Source organism: Paramesorhizobium endophyticum (genome assembly GCF_014640615.1).
In the GTDB taxonomy this organism is placed as follows: domain Bacteria; phylum Pseudomonadota; class Alphaproteobacteria; order Rhizobiales; family Rhizobiaceae; genus Paramesorhizobium; species Paramesorhizobium endophyticum.
Genome location: NZ_BMHH01000004.1, coordinates 1 through 17,876, shown reverse-complemented (window position 1 = coordinate 17,876; position 17,876 = coordinate 1). Strand labels below are relative to the sequence as shown.

Annotated in this window: 17 protein-coding genes, 1 pseudogene and 1 riboswitch; of the genes and pseudogenes, 12 read left to right on the top strand and 6 right to left on the bottom strand. The window is 59.3% G+C overall.

Going from position 1 to position 17,876, the window contains the following annotated elements; genetic code table 11:
• Positions 1-86 precede the first annotated feature (86 nt).
• Genes IEX53_RS06150 through IEX53_RS06130 form a run of 5 tightly spaced genes read left to right on the top strand, consistent with a single transcriptional unit; the run spans position 87 to position 5,336 of the window.
• The gene (locus IEX53_RS06150) at positions 87-1,679 is read left to right on the top strand and encodes an ABC transporter substrate-binding protein (protein WP_188822519.1); all 1,593 of its coding nucleotides are present in this window, start codon (positions 87-89) and stop codon (positions 1,677-1,679) included.
• 24 nt (positions 1,680-1,703) lie between these two features.
• Positions 1,704-2,762 (top strand): ABC transporter permease, encoded by a 1,059-nt coding sequence (locus IEX53_RS06145; protein ID WP_188822517.1) that lies wholly within the window; start codon positions 1,704-1,706, stop codon positions 2,760-2,762.
• Positions 2,763-2,769: 7 nt separating this feature from the next.
• A complete protein-coding gene (locus IEX53_RS06140; RefSeq protein WP_188823019.1) occupies positions 2,770-3,681 on the top strand; it encodes an ABC transporter permease in 912 nt (303 codons plus the stop codon).
• On the top strand, positions 3,674-4,522 hold the full coding sequence (locus tag IEX53_RS06135) for an ABC transporter ATP-binding protein (RefSeq protein WP_188822514.1): 849 nt from the start codon (positions 3,674-3,676) through the stop codon (positions 4,520-4,522). Before IEX53_RS06140 ends, IEX53_RS06135 begins: the two co-directional genes overlap by 8 nt.
• 7 nt (positions 4,523-4,529) lie before the next feature.
• Positions 4,530-5,336: an ABC transporter ATP-binding protein gene (locus tag IEX53_RS06130; protein WP_373288601.1), complete on the top strand. Its 807-nt coding sequence runs from the start codon at positions 4,530-4,532 to the stop codon at positions 5,334-5,336.
• A gap of 105 nt (positions 5,337-5,441) precedes the next feature.
• Here the strand turns inward: IEX53_RS06130 and IEX53_RS06125 are convergent, their stop codons facing one another.
• The 6 genes from IEX53_RS06125 to IEX53_RS06100 form a co-directional block, all read right to left on the bottom strand.
• Positions 5,442-6,434 carry a 2-hydroxyacid dehydrogenase gene (locus IEX53_RS06125; protein WP_188822509.1) on the bottom strand — a complete coding sequence of 331 codons (993 nt, stop codon included), beginning with the start codon at positions 6,432-6,434 and terminating at the stop codon, positions 5,442-5,444.
• A gap of 149 nt (positions 6,435-6,583) precedes the next feature.
• A complete protein-coding gene (locus IEX53_RS06120; RefSeq protein WP_188822507.1) occupies positions 6,584-8,236 on the bottom strand; it encodes an ABC transporter ATP-binding protein in 1,653 nt (550 codons plus the stop codon).
• Complete coding sequence (locus IEX53_RS06115) at positions 8,233-9,156, bottom strand: ABC transporter permease (RefSeq protein ID WP_188822505.1); 924 nt, start codon at positions 9,154-9,156, stop codon at positions 8,233-8,235. Before IEX53_RS06115 ends, IEX53_RS06120 begins: the two co-directional genes overlap by 4 nt.
• Positions 9,157-9,158: 2 nt before the next feature.
• Entirely contained in the window at positions 9,159-10,073 is a 915-nt protein-coding gene (locus IEX53_RS06110) for an ABC transporter permease (RefSeq protein WP_188822503.1), read from the bottom strand.
• 83 nt (positions 10,074-10,156) lie between these two features.
• Complete coding sequence (locus IEX53_RS06105; protein WP_188822501.1) at positions 10,157-11,665, bottom strand: ABC transporter substrate-binding protein; 1,509 nt, start codon at positions 11,663-11,665, stop codon at positions 10,157-10,159.
• A gap of 155 nt (positions 11,666-11,820) precedes the next feature.
• Complete coding sequence (locus IEX53_RS06100; protein ID WP_188822499.1) at positions 11,821-12,561, bottom strand: FadR/GntR family transcriptional regulator; 741 nt, start codon at positions 12,559-12,561, stop codon at positions 11,821-11,823.
• 267 nt (positions 12,562-12,828) lie between these two features.
• On the opposite strand from IEX53_RS06100, the gene IEX53_RS06095 reads away from it, so the two are divergent.
• From IEX53_RS06095 to IEX53_RS06065, 7 genes and pseudogenes are all read left to right on the top strand, one after another.
• Positions 12,829-13,575, top strand: coding sequence for a FadR/GntR family transcriptional regulator (locus IEX53_RS06095; RefSeq protein WP_188822497.1), 747 nt, complete (start codon positions 12,829-12,831; stop codon positions 13,573-13,575).
• Between the two features lie 207 nt (positions 13,576-13,782).
• Positions 13,783-14,157 carry a substrate-binding domain-containing protein gene (locus IEX53_RS06090; RefSeq protein WP_188822495.1) on the top strand — a complete coding sequence of 125 codons (375 nt, stop codon included), beginning with the start codon at positions 13,783-13,785 and terminating at the stop codon, positions 14,155-14,157.
• Positions 14,158-14,224: 67 nt separating this feature from the next.
• The gene (locus IEX53_RS06085) at positions 14,225-14,443 is read left to right on the top strand and encodes a hypothetical protein (RefSeq protein WP_210311628.1); all 219 of its coding nucleotides are present in this window, start codon (positions 14,225-14,227) and stop codon (positions 14,441-14,443) included.
• Positions 14,406-14,546, top strand: a pseudogene (locus tag IEX53_RS06080) (enolase C-terminal domain-like protein); the annotation flags it as partial. The gene IEX53_RS06085 and the pseudogene IEX53_RS06080, both read left to right, overlap by 38 nt.
• A 233-nt stretch (positions 14,547-14,779) precedes the next feature.
• Positions 14,780-14,983, top strand: a riboswitch (cobalamin riboswitch).
• 233 nt (positions 14,984-15,216) lie between these two features.
• The gene (locus tag IEX53_RS06075; protein WP_188822493.1) at positions 15,217-16,389 is read left to right on the top strand and encodes a TonB-dependent receptor; all 1,173 of its coding nucleotides are present in this window, start codon (positions 15,217-15,219) and stop codon (positions 16,387-16,389) included.
• Entirely contained in the window at positions 16,287-17,048 is a 762-nt protein-coding gene (locus IEX53_RS06070) for a TonB-dependent receptor domain-containing protein (protein ID WP_188822491.1), read from the top strand. The genes IEX53_RS06075 and IEX53_RS06070 overlap by 103 nt, the downstream gene beginning before the upstream one ends.
• Positions 17,049-17,135: 87 nt before the next feature.
• Positions 17,136-17,723 carry a TetR/AcrR family transcriptional regulator gene (locus tag IEX53_RS06065; RefSeq protein WP_188822489.1) on the top strand — a complete coding sequence of 196 codons (588 nt, stop codon included), beginning with the start codon at positions 17,136-17,138 and terminating at the stop codon, positions 17,721-17,723.
• Positions 17,724-17,876 lie beyond the last annotated feature (153 nt).

Below are 17,876 nucleotides of genomic sequence, written 5' to 3'. Positions count from 1 at the left end.
GAATGTGAAATCTGGTATATCAGATTTGGTATTCATGTCGATAGCCAAATTCGAGATGACGGGGTTGAGGAGCCTCGGGAGGAAGAATGCTGAAGCGAAATCTCGTGGCCATCGCGGGCGCAACATTGATTGCGTTCGGTTGCGGCGCCGCAATTGCCAAGACCCCTGAGGATCAACTGGTTATCGCCATCAATATGACGACGATGCGGGGCCTCGATCCGCACGAAATCAACCAGTTGGAAGCCTCGGAGGTCATCGCCAATCTCTACGACCGGCTGATCGCATTGCCGCCGGACAGGATCACCGAACCGCAGCCCTCGCTTGCGGAGAACTGGACGATTTCCGAAGATGGAAAGACGTTCACCTTCAGGATCAGGCAAGGCGTGCATTTCCATTCCGGCAATCCACTGATGGCCAAGGATGTCGAATGGTCTCTGCACCGGCTCGTGAAGCTCGGCCTCGCGCCCTCCACCGATCTTCGCCAGTGGGGCTTCTCTGCTGAAAATGTCGATGCTCTCATCCGCGCAACCGACGATCATACGCTGATCTTGCAGACGCCGGAGATCTGGAACCCAAAACTTATCCTCTACTCCCTCGCCAGTTTTTCGACTTCGATCGTCGACAGCAAATTGCTGGCGGGAAAAGAGAAGAATGGCGACTGGGCCCGCAATTATCTCCAGACGCAGGATGCGGGCTCGGGCCCCTACTCCCTTACCACCTGGCGGTCCAATCAGCTTCTGATAGCGGATGCCTTCAAGGATTACTGGAAAGGCGAGCCAGCCATTCGCCGCGTCTTTATGAGCCATATCCCGGAATCCTCGGCCCAGCGGCTTCAGATCGATGCCGGCGACGTGGATGTGGCAACGCGGCTATCCTCCACCGATCTGGCCGGACTGGAGGCGGATGGGAAGGTCTCCGTCCAGAGAGTTCCCGGCTTCGGGTTCTATTATCTCGCGCTCAATCAAAAAGACGAGATTCTGTCCAACCCCAAGGTGCGCGAGGCTTTCCGCTATCTCATCGACTATGACGGTCTCGCCGAAACCGTCATGAAATATTACGGGATCAAACAGCAGACCATTATCCCCGCAGGCCTGCCCGGCGCACGAACGGATAACCCTTACAGCCTCGACATTGAAAAGGCGAAACAGCTTCTGGCGGAAGCGGGCTATCCCGATGGCTTCTCCCGGACCTACTTCACGCAGCCCAGCACGCCCGAGTCGGAAATCGGTATCTCGTTGCAGAACAACGCTGCGAAGGCAGGGATCCGGCTCGATCTGCAAATGGGCGACCAGATGGGAAAATTCCGCGGCCGTCAATTTGAGCTGTTTTCGTCGCGCTCCGGCGACCGTCTTCCCGATCCTCATGCCGTGCTGCAATCCTACGCCACCAATGCCGACAACTCCGATGCGGCAAAGCTGACCGGTCTTCTCGCATGGCGCACGGTCTGGGATGTGCCCAAGCATATCCAGGACCTGGTGATCGCCGCGGCCCATGAAACCGACGAGCAAAAGCGCAACGAACTCTATACGCGCATCAATGACGCGTACCTACGCGCCTCCCCTGCCCTGATCACGTCCTTCCAGCGCACCGATCCGAAGGCCGTGCGCAAAGAAGTAACAGGATATGTCGGCCATCCGACATGGCTGACGCGCTGGGACACCGTCTCGAAGAGCGAATGACGTGCCGATTTTAAGGATAGTGGAATGAGCATTTCCCAGACGACAGACGCGCCTGCGCCAAACCATTCGATATATAAGGCTGCCCGCAAACTCGCGACGTCGCTTGCCGTCATCCTGACGACTCTGCTCGGGCTTCTGGTCATCACCTTCGTGGTCGGACGCATGGTGCCTGCCGATCCCGTCATTGCCGTTATCGGCGACCAGGCCGATCAGGCGACCTATGACCGCGTATACAAGGAAATGGGTCTGGATCGCCCGGTCTATGTCCAGTTCGCGCACTATCTCGGCAATATCACACGGCTTGATTTCGGCCAGTCAAATATCACCAAGCAGCCCGTGCTGGGTGACCTTGCGCGCGTCTTCCCGGCGACGCTGGAACTGGCTACTTTTGCCATATTGATCGGCGCGAGCCTGGGCATTCCGCTGGGCGTGGCGGCTGCCGTTCACAAGGGCACCTGGGTTGACCATGTCGCCCGAATTGTCGGCCTGCTTGGCTATTCAACGCCGATCTTCTGGCTCGGAACGATCGTCATTTTACTTTTCTACGCGCATTTCGGCCTGATCCCACCCGGCGGGCGCATTTATGTCTACAATGAGGGCATCGTGCAGGCGCGCACGAACTCCATCCTCGTCGATAGCCTTCTGGGCGGTCATTGGGATGTATTCCGCAGTGCGATCCATCACCTTATCGCACCTGCTGTCATCCTCGGCTACGCCGCGATGGCCTATTTGAGCCGCATGACGCGCAGCTTCATGCTCGAGCAGCTTCACCAGGAATACATCCTCACCGCCCGCGCCAAGGGCCTCGGTAAACGGCCGATCATCTGGCGGCATGCCTTCCGCAATATCCGCGTGCAGCTTCTGACCGTGGTGGCGCTCGCCTATTGCGGCCTTCTCGACGGAACGGTGCTGATCGAGACGGTGTTCGCCTGGCCGGGGCTCGGACAATACCTGACCTCCGCGCTGTTTTTCGCGGACATGAACGCGGTGCTCGGAAGCGTCTTTCTGATTGGGCTGATTTCCATCGCCATCAACTTCCTGTCCGACATCGTTTATCGCTTTATCGATCCAAGGACCCGGTGAACCCATGATGAAATCCGGCACTTTCTCGGAACTGCATCGCTGGCTGATCAACGAGGAATTCACCTCCACGCGGCAGGCCCGCCTTCACAATGCCTATGTCGCCTGGCTCAAGCTCGTCGCCAATCCGCTTGCGCTGGCAGGTTTCGTCGTCATCCTCTTCCTGATCATCGTCGCGGCTCTTGCCCCGGTCATCGCGCTTCAGGACCCGATCGCCCAGGATTTCATGAAGGCTCTGCAAGCCCCCTCGGCGGCGCACTGGTTCGGCACCGACGAATTCGGGCGCGATGTCTTCGCCAGGCTGGTCTACGGCGCACGTACCACGCTCTACATCAGCCTTCTGGTGACAATCATCGTCGGCCCGATCGGCTTTGTTATCGGCGCGACAGCAGGCTATCTCGGCGGCTGGGTCGATGTCGTCCTGATGCGCATTACCGACATTTTCCTATCCTTCCCGAGCCTCGTTCTCGCGCTTGCTTTTTCGGCGGCGCTTGGTCCAGGCATCGAAAATGCCGTCATCGCCATTGCCCTGACGGTGTGGCCGCCGATCGCACGTCTTGCCCGCGCCGAGACCCTGACTTTCCGCAATGCCGACTTCGTCGTCGCGGCGGAACTGCAAGGGGCCGGCATGGCGCGCATCCTCATTCGCCACATCGTTCCGCTCTGCGCGCCGTCAATCATCGTCCGGCTTACGCTCAACATGTCGAGCATTATCTTGACCGCAGCCGGCCTCGGCTTTCTCGGTCTTGGCGCGCAACCGCCAATGCCGGAATGGGGCGCCATGGCGGCATCCGGGCGTCAGTATCTTCTCGATGCGTGGTGGCTGACCACCATTCCGGGGATTGCGATCCTCATCGTCAGCCTTGCCTTCAACCTGCTCGGCGACGGGCTGCGCGACATCATGGACCCCCGCAATGCATAACTCATCGGACACCATCCTGACCGTCGAGAACATGTCGGTCGAATTCCCGACCCTGTCCGGAGCGGTGAAAGCCGTGCAAAATGTATCCTTCACCGTCGGGCGCGAGAAAATTGGTATCATCGGAGAATCCGGCTCGGGAAAAAGTACGACCGGGCGCGCCATCATGCGGTTGCAGCCGCCGGGCGCGGTCGTGAAGGCTGACCGGATGCGCTTCGAGGATACCGACCTCTTGAGCGCCACGGAGGAGCAGATGCTGTCCATCCGCGGGCGCCGTATCGCGATGATCCTGCAGGATCCCAAATATTCGCTCAATCCCGTCATGAGCATCGGCGAGCAGATATCCGAGACAGTGATCCTCCACGAACGCGCCTCAAAAAAGGAAGCCCGCGAACGCACGCTTTCCATGCTGGAAAGGGTTCAAATCCGCGATCCCAAAAGGGTCTTCAATCTTTATCCGCATGAAGTTTCGGGCGGCATGGGACAGCGCATCATGATTTCGATGATGCTGATCGCCTCGCCATCCCTCATCATCGCCGACGAGCCAACCTCGGCGCTCGATGTCACCGTCCGCCAGCAGGTGCTGGCAATTCTCGACGATCTGGTGGTCGAGCGGAATATCGGACTGATCTTCATTTCACACGATCTCAATCTGGTGCGAAGTTTCTGCGACAGGGTCATTATCATGTATGCGGGCCGCATCGTGGAAACCCTGGCGGCCGCTGACCTCAATAACGCTCGCCACCCCTATACACGCGGCCTGCTGAATGCACTGCCGAGCCTCGACCATCCCCGTGACAGGCTTGAAGTCCTGCGCCGTGACCCGGCCTGGCTGGAGAATTGACATGCCCATGATCGAAGTAAGCCATCTCTCCGTCTCCCATGGCCATGGTGACGCCGCCATCAAAGTAGTGCGGGACGTGTCTTTCGAGGTCGCTCAAGGCGAGACCTTCGGGCTTGTCGGGGAAAGCGGCTGTGGAAAGTCCACGCTTCTCGGTGCGCTTGCCGGGCGGAACAGACAATGGACAGGAACGATCCGGATCGACGGCGAGGCGATTGGCCAGAAGCGGGCGCATGCGCAACTGGCCAAACAGCAGCTTGTTTTCCAGGATCCGTTCGGCTCCCTCCATCCGCGCCACACGATTGGCCGCACATTGCTCGAGCCCCTGGAGATCCATGGCAAGGACAGGCGGCAGGAACGCATAGAGAAGGTTCTGGCCGACGTCGGCTTGCCCATCAACTTCCGTTACCGTTATCCGCACCAACTGTCCGGGGGCCAGCGCCAGCGCGTGGCGATTGCCCGGGCGCTCATTCTCGAGCCGAAGATACTCCTTCTCGATGAGCCGACCTCCGCGCTCGACGTTTCCATCCAGGCCGAGATCCTGAACTTGCTCAAGGATCTGCGCGAGCGGGAAAAACTCACCTATATCCTCGTAAGCCACGACCTCGCGGTCGTCGCTCATCTTTGCGACCGTGTCGCTGTCATGCAAAGCGGCGGCTTTGTCGAGATCGCAACCAAACGGCAGCTTCTGGGAAATACCGTCGAGCACCCCTATACGCGCCTGCTGATGGATGGCAGCCGCGGTTATGTCGGTGCATATGGAGCCAGAGCCCCGGCGCGCGACATCGAAGCCGCATCTGCCAGACTCGGGGTATGAAGGTCGCTGCGTCTGATGCCGCGTTTGCGTGATCGGCGACGGTATTAGGCGAATTGCATGGCTTCCAGACCTGTAATTACCCTCATCAATCCCAGGCGCGGCGTTTTACGCAGCGTCGGTCCTTTCGGGTTCACGAATAATGTTTGTGCAGATTCCGCCGCTGAAATAGGCGTCGATATTGGAGGCCATCGTTTGCGCTCGACGCCGGATGGTGCCGTTCGTCCAGCCGGACATGTGCGGCGTCATCAGGATGTTATCGAGATTTTCGAAGGGCAATCTCGAGGGCCGTATCGCCTCGTCATCCCCAGGGTATTGGTACCAGGTATCTATGACGGCTCCACCGATGCTTCGCGCGGCAAGCGCATCGTAGAGCGCCTGTTCGTTGATGACCGGCCCACGCCCCACATTGATGACGGTCGCGCTCTTGCGCATGCGCGAGAATGCCCGCTCGCCGACGAAGCCCCTCGTCTCGTCGCTCAAGGGCAGCGACACGACGATGAAATCGGCCGCACCGTAGAAATCGTCGAGGTCCGCAAGGCTGAAATAGGCATCGACATTTTCGCCCACGGCGACTGCGCTCCGGTTGGCCGCCAGCACGCGCATATTGAAGGCCCTGGCCCGGCGGGCAATTGCCTTGCCGATATGTCCATAGCCCAGCAAGCCGACGGTCAGTCCGCCGATCTCGCCATGCGCCGTCGCGACCGAAGCAGAGCGGAACAGCCATTTGCCTTGCCGCAAGCCGGCATCGGCCATCTGCAGCGGTATACGCGTGCCGAGGATCGCCGCCATGACATATTCGGCGATCCCCTGCTCATGGCCGAAGCAATTGCAGACCATGACCGAAGAGGCAAGCGCCGCGAAATCGATGCGGTCATAGCCTGTCGCCGAGACATGATACAATTTCAGCCGCAAGGGCGTTGGCATCGAAGCGGTGAAGCGGTTGCCGATGATGACATCGGCATTTTCGAATGCTGCGATGTCGGCATGGTCACGCAGTTCATCGGGCAGGAGGCTCACCCGCGCGTCACTTTGCAGGAAATTGCGGAAATCGTCGTGATAAGACGCTGTGGTGGACCCGTGAAAGGCAATATTGATCATGCTTGGAAGACCTCTGCCCGTTTGTCCTGTGAGATCGACCGCAGTTCGATCCAGGTGATGCGAACGCCGGCTGCCGCTTCCGTCAACAAGGTATCATCGTTCATTTGTTCTCTCTTGGCTCCTGGAAGCTCCCTGGTGTCCGGTGGGAACTAGGTTATTTCCTCCGAAGCAAGCCATTTCGGACGCGGCGTAGCGGCAAGGAGGCTCCGGGTGTAATCGTGCTGCGGGTTATCGAAGATCGCAGTGGTCGAACCCTCTTCGACCACTTCTCCCTGTTTCATCACCAGGATGCGGTCGGCGAAGTGGCGAACGATCGGCAGATCGTGCGTGATGAAGATATAAGACAGGCCCAAGCGGGATCTGAGATCGGCCAGAAGGTCGATAACCTGCATCTGGATCGATACGTCGAGCGCGGACACGGCCTCGTCGCAGACAATGAGTTCCGGCTCGCTTGCCAATGCCCGGGCGATGGCAATACGCTGGCGCTGTCCGCCGGAAAATTGATGAGGATACCGTTCTGCGTGATCGGGAGATAGCCCGACGAGTTCCAGGAGTTCGGCGACGCGGTCCCGCCATTTCTGTTTCGGCAGGATATCGCGGTGGATGGCCCAGGGTTCGGAAATGATGGACCTGATGTTCATCCGGGGGTTCATCGATCCGAACGGATCCTGGAAAACCATTTGCACCTTGCGGCGGAATTTGAGGAGCTCATGCGCCGGCATGGCGAAAATATCCTCGCCACGATAAAGCGCCCTGCCCGAGGTCGCATCGGCCAATCGCAACAGCATGCGCGCAACGCTCGACTTGCCCGAGCCGGATTCGCCGACAATGCCGAGCGTCCCGCCCTTGCGAACATCGAAGCTGACGTTGCTGACGGCCCTGAATGTTCTGGATTTGCCGAACATGCCGGACGGAAGCGCGTATTCTTTCGTCAACTGCTCGACCTTGAGGATGGTTTCGCCCGCTACATCCTTCGAGCGCCGATGGGAGGTTTCCGCCGCCGCGCCATGGGGCAAGGCCGACATCAGCCGTTTGGTATAGGCGTGCTGGGGGTTGGAGAAGACGTCCCTTGCAACACCGGTTTCCACCACCTGCCCGCGGTTCATCACCACCACCCAATCGGCCATGGCGGCCGCGACTTCTAGGTCGTGGGTGATCATGATCAGGGCCATGCCGGTTTCGCGCTGCAGCTCGCGCAGCAGGTCCAGAATCTGCGCCTGAACGCTGACATCCAGCGCTGTCGTCGGCTCGTCGGCGATGAGAAGGTCCGGCTTCAGGGCAATCGCCATGGCGATCATCACGCGCTGGCGCTGTCCTCCGGAAAACTGGTGCGGATAGTGATCGACCCGGCGCTCGGGCTGCGGAATGCCGACACGCCGCAAAAGCTCAATTGTCCGCTCGCGGATCTGCGCACCTGTCATCGAGCCATGACTGTCGAACACCTCGCCGATCTGGCGGCCGATCGTATAGACCGGATTGAGATAGGCGAGCGGATCCTGGAAGATCATCGCGATCTTGCGTCCGTTGATGCTTCGCCGCGCTTCCGCATCGAGCCGTCCGAGGTCGGTTCCCTCGAACACGATGTTTCCCGCAACGATATCACCCGGCGGCCGGTCTATAAGATCCATGACCACGCTTGTGCTGACGCTCTTGCCCGAACCGCTTTCGCCGAGGATCACCAGCGTCTCGCCGCGATTGATTGCGAAAGAGACATTGTCGACGGCGCGCACGGGGTCCTGGTCGGAAAGAAAATCGACCGTCAGGCCTTCGACCCTGAGAATGGGGGATTGTGCTGTGTTCATCGCGTGGATTTCCGCAAGGTCTGAAGGCGCCAGCGCTGCTGCGGATCGGCAATGGTGCGCGCCCAGCTCGAGAGCAGGTTAAGCGAAAGGGTCGTCAGCATGATCGCCAGCCCCGGCCAGAAGGAGATCCACCAGGCATTGGCAAGATAGCCCCGGCCATTGGCCACCATCGAACCCCAGGTGAAATCGGGCGGCTGGATGCCAAGACCCAGAAAGCTCAGCGCCGATTCCGAGAGGATAACGGTGGCGAAATCGATTGCCCCAATGGTGATCAGCGTTGGGAGGACCAGCGGCGCGATGTGGCGCAGCACGATCCTGAGCGGCCCCGCCCCCATGGATTTCGCGGCACTGACGAACATGCGCTCGCGCAGCTCCAGCACCTCGGCCCGGGTCGTGCGCAGATATATGGGCATGCGAGTGATCGCTAGAACGACGATGACGTTCGTTACGCTGGGCCCCAGCGTATAAAGCACGATCAGCGCCAGAAGCAGCGAAGGAAAGCTTATCACGATATCTGCAAACCGCAGGATGAGATGGCTATACCAACGTTCGCTATAGCCGGCGATGAGCCCAAGCATTCCACCGAGAGCCAGGGAGCAGCAGACGGCCGCGGCCGCGATGCCGAGCGTGTTCTGCGCGCCGACGATCAGGCGCGCCAGAATGGGACGGCCCAAAGTATCCGCGCCGAGGATATAGATCCAGCCATGCTGGAGATTGAACGGAGCCAGATTGCGCTGGCGCAGCCCGAGCTTCTGCGCCGCATCCCCGACCAGCAGCGGGCCGAAGATCACTATCACCAGCAGCAGCGCCAGGAAGACGGCGGCGCAAAAGGCGAGCTTGTCATTCTTGAGATAGCTGAAAAGCGTAGCTACCCGCCCGGTGGGCCGCACTGCTTTGGCTTGGGTCGCGATCATCGTCATGGCTAGTACCGAATCCGCGGATCGAGCGCCGCATAGAGAAGATCGATGATGATGTTCAGGATGAAGATGGCCGTCGCGGTGACAAGGATGGTCGACTGAACCACGGCGAAATCGCGCTGGATGATGGCGTCGATCATCAGCTTGCCGATGCCGGGCCAGCCAAAGATGCTTTCCACGACGACCGCGCCGTTGACGAGGCTCGTGGCGAGATCGCCGGCGACGGTTATAACCGGGAGAAGCGAGTTGCGCAGCGCATGCCCGAAGATGATCCTGTAGCGAGAAACGCCCTTGGCTTTCGCGGTCTTGATATAAGGGGATGCGAGCGCGCCGAGCATGGTGCCGCGAACGACCTGGACGAGGAGCCCGAAGGGGCGGAGCGTCAGCACGAAGATCGGCATGATCCAGTAAAGGAGAGTTCCGGTTCCTGATGTCGGCAAGAGGTCCAGCCCGACGGCAAAGACCAGGATCGCGACGATCGCCACCCAGAAGTCCGGGGCGCTGGCGCCGGAAAGTGACACAACGGTCACGAACCGGTCGAAGACGCCGCCGGGCCGCGATGCCGCAATCGCCCCGACCACAACCGCGAGCACGGTGGAGAGGATCATCGCGACGAAGGCCAACTTCAGCGTCTGCGGAAAGGCTTCCAGGGCGACGGCCATTGCCGACCGGTTCTGCCGGACGGATTGCCCGAAATCGAGTTGCAGCAGATTGCGAAGATACTCCCAGAATTGCCAATAGATCGGCTGGTCGAAGCCATGCAGCTTAGCAAAGGCCGCCCTCGCCTCCTGCGTCGAATCGAGCGGAAGATAAAGAGCGGACGGATCGCCCGTCAGGCGCGTGAGAACGAACACAAGCGCCAGCAGCCCTATGACCGAAACGATACTATGCGACGCGCGCCGCCCGATATAAGCCAGCATTCACATCATTCCTGGATTGATCGATGAGGGAGGGATGTGCCGGGGGAGACAGGATAAGGGACTTGTCTCCGCCCGGCCCTTCCTCAGCTTTTCAGGCGAATGTTCGCCAGCGGAATTTCGCTGTTGGTCGTGATATCCGGCTTCCAGTCGAGCCGCTTGCCGACGCGCGTGTAGCCAATCATATGGAACATCGGAATATCGGGCGCGACGTCGTTGCGCATTTCGTCGAAGATCGCCTTGAATGCCTTGGTGCGCTCCTCGCCTGTAGCAGAAAGCGCCGCATCGATCTGCGCATCCATCTTCGGATCGCTCAGTGTCGAATACTGGCCGGACGAACGATAAAAAATCGGAATGGTGAAGGCCGCGTCGCCCTTGTTGTTGTCGTGCATCATCTGGACGAGATTCGCGCCGCGCTCGGCGGGGAAAGGCTTCTGCAGATAGCGAAGCCAGTCGGCGACGTCGAGCATTGTCAGCTTCACGTTCAATCCGGCGGCTTGCCACATGGTCATCATGGCTTCCATGGCCTCGCTGCCGTTCGGATAGATGCCGTTGCGCCCAATCAGCTTGATTTCCGTATCGACGGGAACGCCCGCCGCCTTGGCTTCCGCCACAAGCGCGACGGCCTGCTCGGGATCATATTCCCAAGGCTTCAGGGCGTCGTCATGGCCGTTGATGCCGGGAACGACCATCTGCGCTGCCCGCAGCGTGGCGTCGCCGAACAGGCCCTTCAAACCTTCCCAATCGATGGCCAGATTAAGCGCCTTTCGAATGCGCACGTCATTGAGCGGCGGCTGGGTTGTATCGATCCGGATCGCAGTCGTCTCGGAATTCAAATAGGAAAAGTCCGTTTCCGGATTGCTCGCATCCTGCAATGCGATCGAGGGCGTGAGATCCGCCTCCCCCGTCTCGACCATCGCCGCGCGGATGGAGGATTCCGGTCGCCACGCGTAGGTCGCCTTGTCGAACACCGGCTTGTCACCCCAGTAGCCGTCAAAGCGGTCGAGGACAACGGTTTGCGGATTGAATGTCGCCAGCTTGTAAGGGCCGGTGCCGACCGGGTCGTTCACGGCCTTGTCCGCCGGGGTTGCGGGCGACACGATCATGACTACGCTGAGGAGCGTCGGGAGGATCGGCTGCGGCTTGTCGGACTTGATCTCGACGGTCAGGTCATCGACCGCCGTAACCGTCAACTTGGCGTCACCGAACTTGGCCATGTTGTTGCAGGTGATCGCGCCGCTCGTCATCCGCTTTATCGAATGGACGACGGCTTCGGCGTTCATGTCCTTACCGTCATGGAATTTGACGCCGGCGCGCAACTTCAACCGCCAGGTCAAATCGTCGATGCGCGTCCACTCCGTGGCAAGCTTCGGCATCGGCTGGCCGGTCGCGGCGTCGATGACCGTCAGTGGCTCCGTCACGTTCTGGCTCAATATCTGGCCGACGCTGGTGATGATCGTGCCACAGGGCTCGAGATTGCTCGGCTCTTCCGGCAGGACGATCTTGATCTCTTTGCCGGCGCCCTGAGCATAAGCAGCCGAAGCCACCGATGCTATCAGAACAGCCGCTGTCATGACAAGAAACCTTGGCCTCATTGTATTCCTCCCCTTGAGAACCGATGCCAAAAAGGCGGCTCCGGCATAGCCGGCGCATCGCCTCCCATGTGCCGCATGTCTCCTCCAGACGGCACACTTTTCCAAATTCATAATATCTCTCTGGAAAAAGTTATATGATCAATATCGAAATGATGTCAACGGCTCTCCAGGATGACAGACGCCTTCCTTGTCAAAGCGCGATAGCGCATGATTCCAGTGAGCAGATGCCTGCGCATTGCCTCACGCGCTTGGTCAGGGTCTTGGGCGAGAATAGCGTCGGCGATGGCGGCGTGTTCGGCGAGGATAATTTGATCGCGGCTTGGGAGGGGATCCACTCCACCCATGACCGTGCGGAACTTGACGCGCGGAATGATGCGCTTGCCAATCTGCTCCAGGAAAGCCTTGAATCGAGCATTGTTGGTAGCGGCTGCGATGGCCACATGGAAACGGAAATCGGCGGCGTCCGTCGGCTTACCTTCGGCCACAAGGGTAGAAAAATGATACAGTTCCGCCTGGATTGCAGCCTCCTGTGCCGGCGAGCTTCGAGCGGCTGCGAGCCCAGCGGCCTCGACTTCAATCCCGATGCGCAATTCCAGTTCCTCAATAATATCCGAAATCTTGTCGGTGGCGTGCGTGAAGAGCTTCAGCGTCCCGGCGTGCTGTTTTGGACCAAGCACAAAGACGCCGGCGCCCTGACGCGATTGAAGCAGGCCATCGGCGCGCAATTCTGCGATGGCTTCGCGAATGACGGTTCGGCTGACGCTGAACTTTTCCACAAGAACCAGTTCGGTCGGCATCTTGTCACCCGGCGCATATTCGCCAGCTTCAATCCGGCTGCGGAGGGCGTCCGCTACCCGGGATGAGAGTGTTTGACGCACGCCCGCGGGTCTGTTCATGATGATTTTCCTCCCTTATCAAAACAGGCAGTATAATCATCATATTAATATCGCGGAAGCGGAAACATCTAACGGATGTTATATGATGATGACTATATTACCATGAAGGGAGACTGCGATCATCGTTTTGTCTTACCGGGGTAATCCAAGCGCTCAATGCGAGCAAAGCGCGGAGACCCACCCTCATCTAATCATCATATGAAAATAGGACGTATTCTCCGTGCGTATATGCAGCTATGATATAAGGATAGCATTTTGGGTGGATCAATGAGTGCAATTATATCAGGCAAGCGTCGCTCCCTTGCCGCTCATGTCATCGAGTCTCTTAGCGCCGAAATCGCAAATGGCGATTATGCCGTAGGGGACAAGCTTCCGACTGAACCTGTCCTCGTCCAACGTTTCGGGGTCAGCCGAACCGTAGTCCGTGAAGCGATTGCCGCTTTGCGCGCCGAGGGGCTCGTGGAGCCGCGCCAGGGGGCCGGTGTGTTCGTGCTCGCCTCCCGTTCCAATTCGACCGTACCTGCGATTTTCGCTGACGTCAGCGACAGGATATCGGACATTATAGAAGAACTTGAATTGCGCATCGGCGTGGAGGTGGAGGCGGCAGGGCTTGCGGCACTGAGAAGCTCCCCTGCCCAGGAGGCAGAAATTCAGAGCCGGCTCAATCATTTCTCGGAGCTCGTTCAAGCGGGCAAGTCCACGGATGACGCAGATTTCCAGTTTCATCTGGCAATCGCCTCGAGCACCAACAACGCCCGCTTCCGCTCCTTCTTGGAGCATATAGGCCGGCGCGTGATCCCACGCGTCAAATTTCGCAGCGCCATGGGTGGGCAGGATCCTCTCCCCAACCGCGACAATATTCTGCTCGCCGAGCATATCAAGGTCGCGGCGGCGATCTTTGCCCGCGACGCGGAAGCCGCGCGCGGAGCCATGCGCCTTCACCTTGAGGGTGGATTGAAGCGCTACAGAGCCCTTGTTCGTAATTCCAGCGTGCGGTTGCCAGAGTCCTATTAACCACAACCAAATGTCATCTTACGAGCATCCTCGTAAACATATGATGAGTAGAGATGGCCACCGAGCAATTGAAGTCGCAAATCTCTGCCGGCCTCAAGGCCGGAGTCGAGATCGCCGGATTTGGCGCCGGTCCAGTCCGTCCCCCACGAGGTCAACAGTCACTTTTCCTCGGCGCCATACTACCTGGTTTCCTTGCGAGACCCGAAAGTGCGCCAGATCCTGAATTATGCGGAACTCTTCGACAAACCGGTGGCCTCCAACATCCTGTTCACCACCAAACAGGTCCACGAAGCCAATCCGGTCGCTTCCCGTGCGCTGATCGCGGCCTTGCAGGAGGCCGATCCCTATATCAACAACAATAAGGCGGAGGTTGCGCGTCAATATCTCAAAACCAGCGGCGATCCCATCACCGAGGAAGAGGTCCTCTCCGTCCTCAACGGAAAGGGAACGGTATTCTCAACCGATCCCTCGGGCGCGCTGCCGGTATGGCAGTACATGCACAAGGCGGGCATGATCAGCACTGCGCCGGCCGACTGGCGCGAGATGTTCTTTGAGGACATCCAGAAGGATATTGCAGGCTGACGCACCGGGCCGGCCTGCGTAATGCATGCTGGCCGATCATATCAACCGAAGATACTGGAGAAGATTCATGTCGAAACTGATCGAACGGCCCCGCCTCGTCGCGGCAATGGCCCTTCAGTGTGGCCTCTCGGCAGGCGAGGCAACCACGGACACGATCGCTTACGTCAAAATTTCTCACGTCATCCTGCCGCTCAAGACGGCGATAAGCGACGCGAAGGTGCTGACCGGCCGGCAGAAGCCCATGACGGAACCTCTTCTGGATCGAAGAGCCGCTCGACGCCTATGACGCGGAAGGCCATGCGGTGCTTGCGGCGCAGTTCGATACTCCCATCGCGTCGGGTGAAATGCTGACCAGCGTTGCCGAGCACCGGCCTTGGCTTCTCGCTGAGCGAACAGGCAAGAACCTGGACCGTGGCGACAGCCGAGTTCGGCAAACGTCCCTGACATCCGATCCGGTACCAATTGCGTCGGGTCCCGCGCGACCCGGCGCTTTGAACCAGCGTGGCGGGATCGCCCCGGATTGAGAACGAAAGCCTGAGGTCGCCGCCAGCGGCACACCAGCATCGATCGTGCGGCCCGAGCAATTGAAAACCCCTTGACCGCCCTCCCCCACCGTCGGATAAGCTGAGCATGCGGAACAGGTTCCGTCAGCATGACGGATGAAAAGGGAACACGGTGAGGACTCCCCATCAGGGACCGAGACCGGGACTGCCCCCGCAACTGTAACCGCCGAGCTTGCCTCAAGATGCCACTGCGTGAAAGCGCGGGAAGGCGGGGAGAGCGATGACGCGGAAGTCAGGAGACCTGCCTGTGCCGGTCACCCATGCCAGGATACGGGGAGTGTCCGGGCGCGGCCGTCCGTAGCGGTGACATTGTCGAAGATGTCGCCGCGTCAGCGGACGGTTCGCGAGAGCGCCTGCTTGTCCTGAACCTCCCTCACCCGCGGTGAAAAACCGTGCAGGCACGCCCTGCCGTGGGGGAAAGATGAAGACTTGTCTGGCAGGGTGCTCCCTGCTCGCTATCGCATATTGTCAGCCCGTCCTTGCGCAGGACCAAGGCGTGATCGAGCTCGATGAAATCGTGATCACCGAGGGGCTGACTTCGGTGGAACTCAAGAAATCCAGCCGCGCCGTAACCGTCATTACCGGCGAGGAGATGGAGAAGAACCAGATTCGCTACGTTGCGGATGCATTGCGGCTCGTACCGGGCTTTGCCGTATCGCGAACGGGCTCCCTTGGCGGCTTGACGCAGGTGCGCGTACGCGGCGCGGAGGCCAATCACGTGCTCGTCGTGATCGACGGCGTAAAGGCCAACGACAATGGCGAGGGCGAATTCGACTTCGGAAGCTTGGCCGACGACGACATCGAACGCATCGAAATCCTGCGTGGCCCCCAAAGTACCTTTTGGGGCGCCAATGCCATGTCGGGCGTCATCAACATCACCACCAGGAAGGGTAACCGCAATGCGGTAAAGTCGACGGCACGCACCGAAATCGGCAGCGATGGCACGGTGATGGGAGCGCTCTCCACCCGTGGGGGCGGCGAGAATTTCGATTATGCGCTCTCCGGCACCCTGCCGCGCATGGGCGGCTTCAATATCTCGCAGACCGGTTCGGAAGACGATGGCGACCGCAACGGCACGTTCAACGGCAAGTTCACCGTGGACGTCTCACCCAACACGGCGATTGACGGCACGCTGCGCTATGTGAACCGCCGCAGCGACCTCGATCCGCAGGACAATGCCACCGCAATGGCCTATGATGCCGACGATTATGCGAAGAGCCGGGAGTTCTTCGGCTCGATCGGTATCATCAACACCGCGCTCGACGGTGCATTGACGCAGAAGGTACGCTTCTCCGGTAATGACATTTACCGTTTCAATCATTCCAGCGCGTTCGGTGACAGTTGGAACGACGGCAACCGCTACAATGCCGACTATCGGGCTTCCTATCGTTATGACGACCTGGAAAACCAGGTCCACCAACTGACCGCCGGCTATGAATGGCAGCGCGAGACCTTCTCGCCCTCCCATCTTACCGAGACCTTCAGCCGCAACGCCCATTCGCTGGCCGGCGAATATCGCGGAGAGTTCTTCGAGCAATTCTATCTCAATGCCGGCGTCCGGCGCGATTGGAACGATGCCTTCTACGATGCGCGACCTGGACGGTCAGCACCGCCTGGCAGATTCCGAATACCGAGACGCGGCTACATGCGTCCGTTGGTACCGCCGTGACCAACCCGACTTTTTACGAGCAGTTCGGTTATATTCCCGGCACGTTCAAGGGCAATTCGAACCTGAAACCAGAGGAAGGTCTCGGCTGGGATGTCGGCGTGGAGAAAAGTTTCTTCGGCAATGGTCTCATCGTCGACGTTACTTATTTCCACCAGAACCTCGAGAATGAGATTGCCACGGTCTACAACCCGGACTTCACGTCGTCGCCTGTCAACCGCGATGGCGAAAGCCGCCGCCAGGGCGTCGAGGTTTCCGCAACCGTCGATTTCTTCAACGGCCTCACGATGACGGGCACCTATACTTATACCGATGCGACGGAGCAGACGGTGGACGGCGGCCCGCGCCTTGCCGAAGTGCGCCGTCCGCGCCACACGGGTTCGCTGAATGCGGCTTATGTATTTTATGAAAACCGGGCGCGCGTCTTTGCCGAGGCGGTGCTCAACGGCAAGATGGTGGACAGCGTCTACGCAAGCACCTTGCCGCCGCTCGTTACGCTCGGGAGCTACACGGTGATCAATGTGGGCGGCAGCTTCAAGGTCAACGAGACGGTCGAGATATTCGGCCGGATCGACAACCTCTTCGACCGCGATTACCAGGAGGTCTATGGTTTCAACACGCCGGGTCTGACGGCCTTCTCCGGCTTGAAGGCGACCTTCTGATATAGGGAATGCGTTGGTTGAAGCGGCTTGACCTATTAAATCGCAACAATTAATAACCATCCGGTCGGAAATTAATTGGATATTCCCATGGGCCGGAAACGCACCATCGATCGCGAAGCCATTTTGAATGCTGCCGAAACCGTTGTGGCCCGGGACGGGGCCGCACGGTTGACGCTCGATGCCGTTGCTATGGAGGCAAGTGTCAGCAAGGCAACCGTCCTCTATGACTATAAATCAAAGCGTGAGCTGATAGCGGCGGTGGTGGAGCGCGCGGTCGGTGCCGACAATGCCTTCAACGAGGCGGCGGTCCAAGCCTTCGGCGAAGGGCCGAGTGCCGTCATCCGAGGCCGGATCGCCGCTGCCTCGCACCCCTTCCCGGATGAATTCCGGTCGGTAGCGCTCAATCTTTGCGCCGCCCTGGCGCAGGATGCGGAATTGCGCAAGACGATTCAGAAGAACCAGAAGACGGTTATCGAGCGGATTTCCGAAACTGCGGCCAGTCCGCGGGGCGCATTGCTCGCCTATCTGGCGCTGGAGGGCCTGAAACTGCTGGAAACCCTCGATTACCACTCATGGCAGCCTAATGAACGCGCCCGGATCATCAAGGAGATCGCCTGGCTTGTGAATGCTTCTCCTGAGGAAGTCGATCCGCCACCGCCGGAAAACATGGCCTAAAACTCCGCTGGCTTCGCAAACTCTCCTCATTCCATAGAACAGGACATCCGCATGCTACAGGAACGAGATCGTGGCGTCTCTCCCAAACTAGAGCGTGTCCGTTGAACGCGGAATCGTATTGAGGATTCCCCTGGCTGCGGAATTCTGATTCCA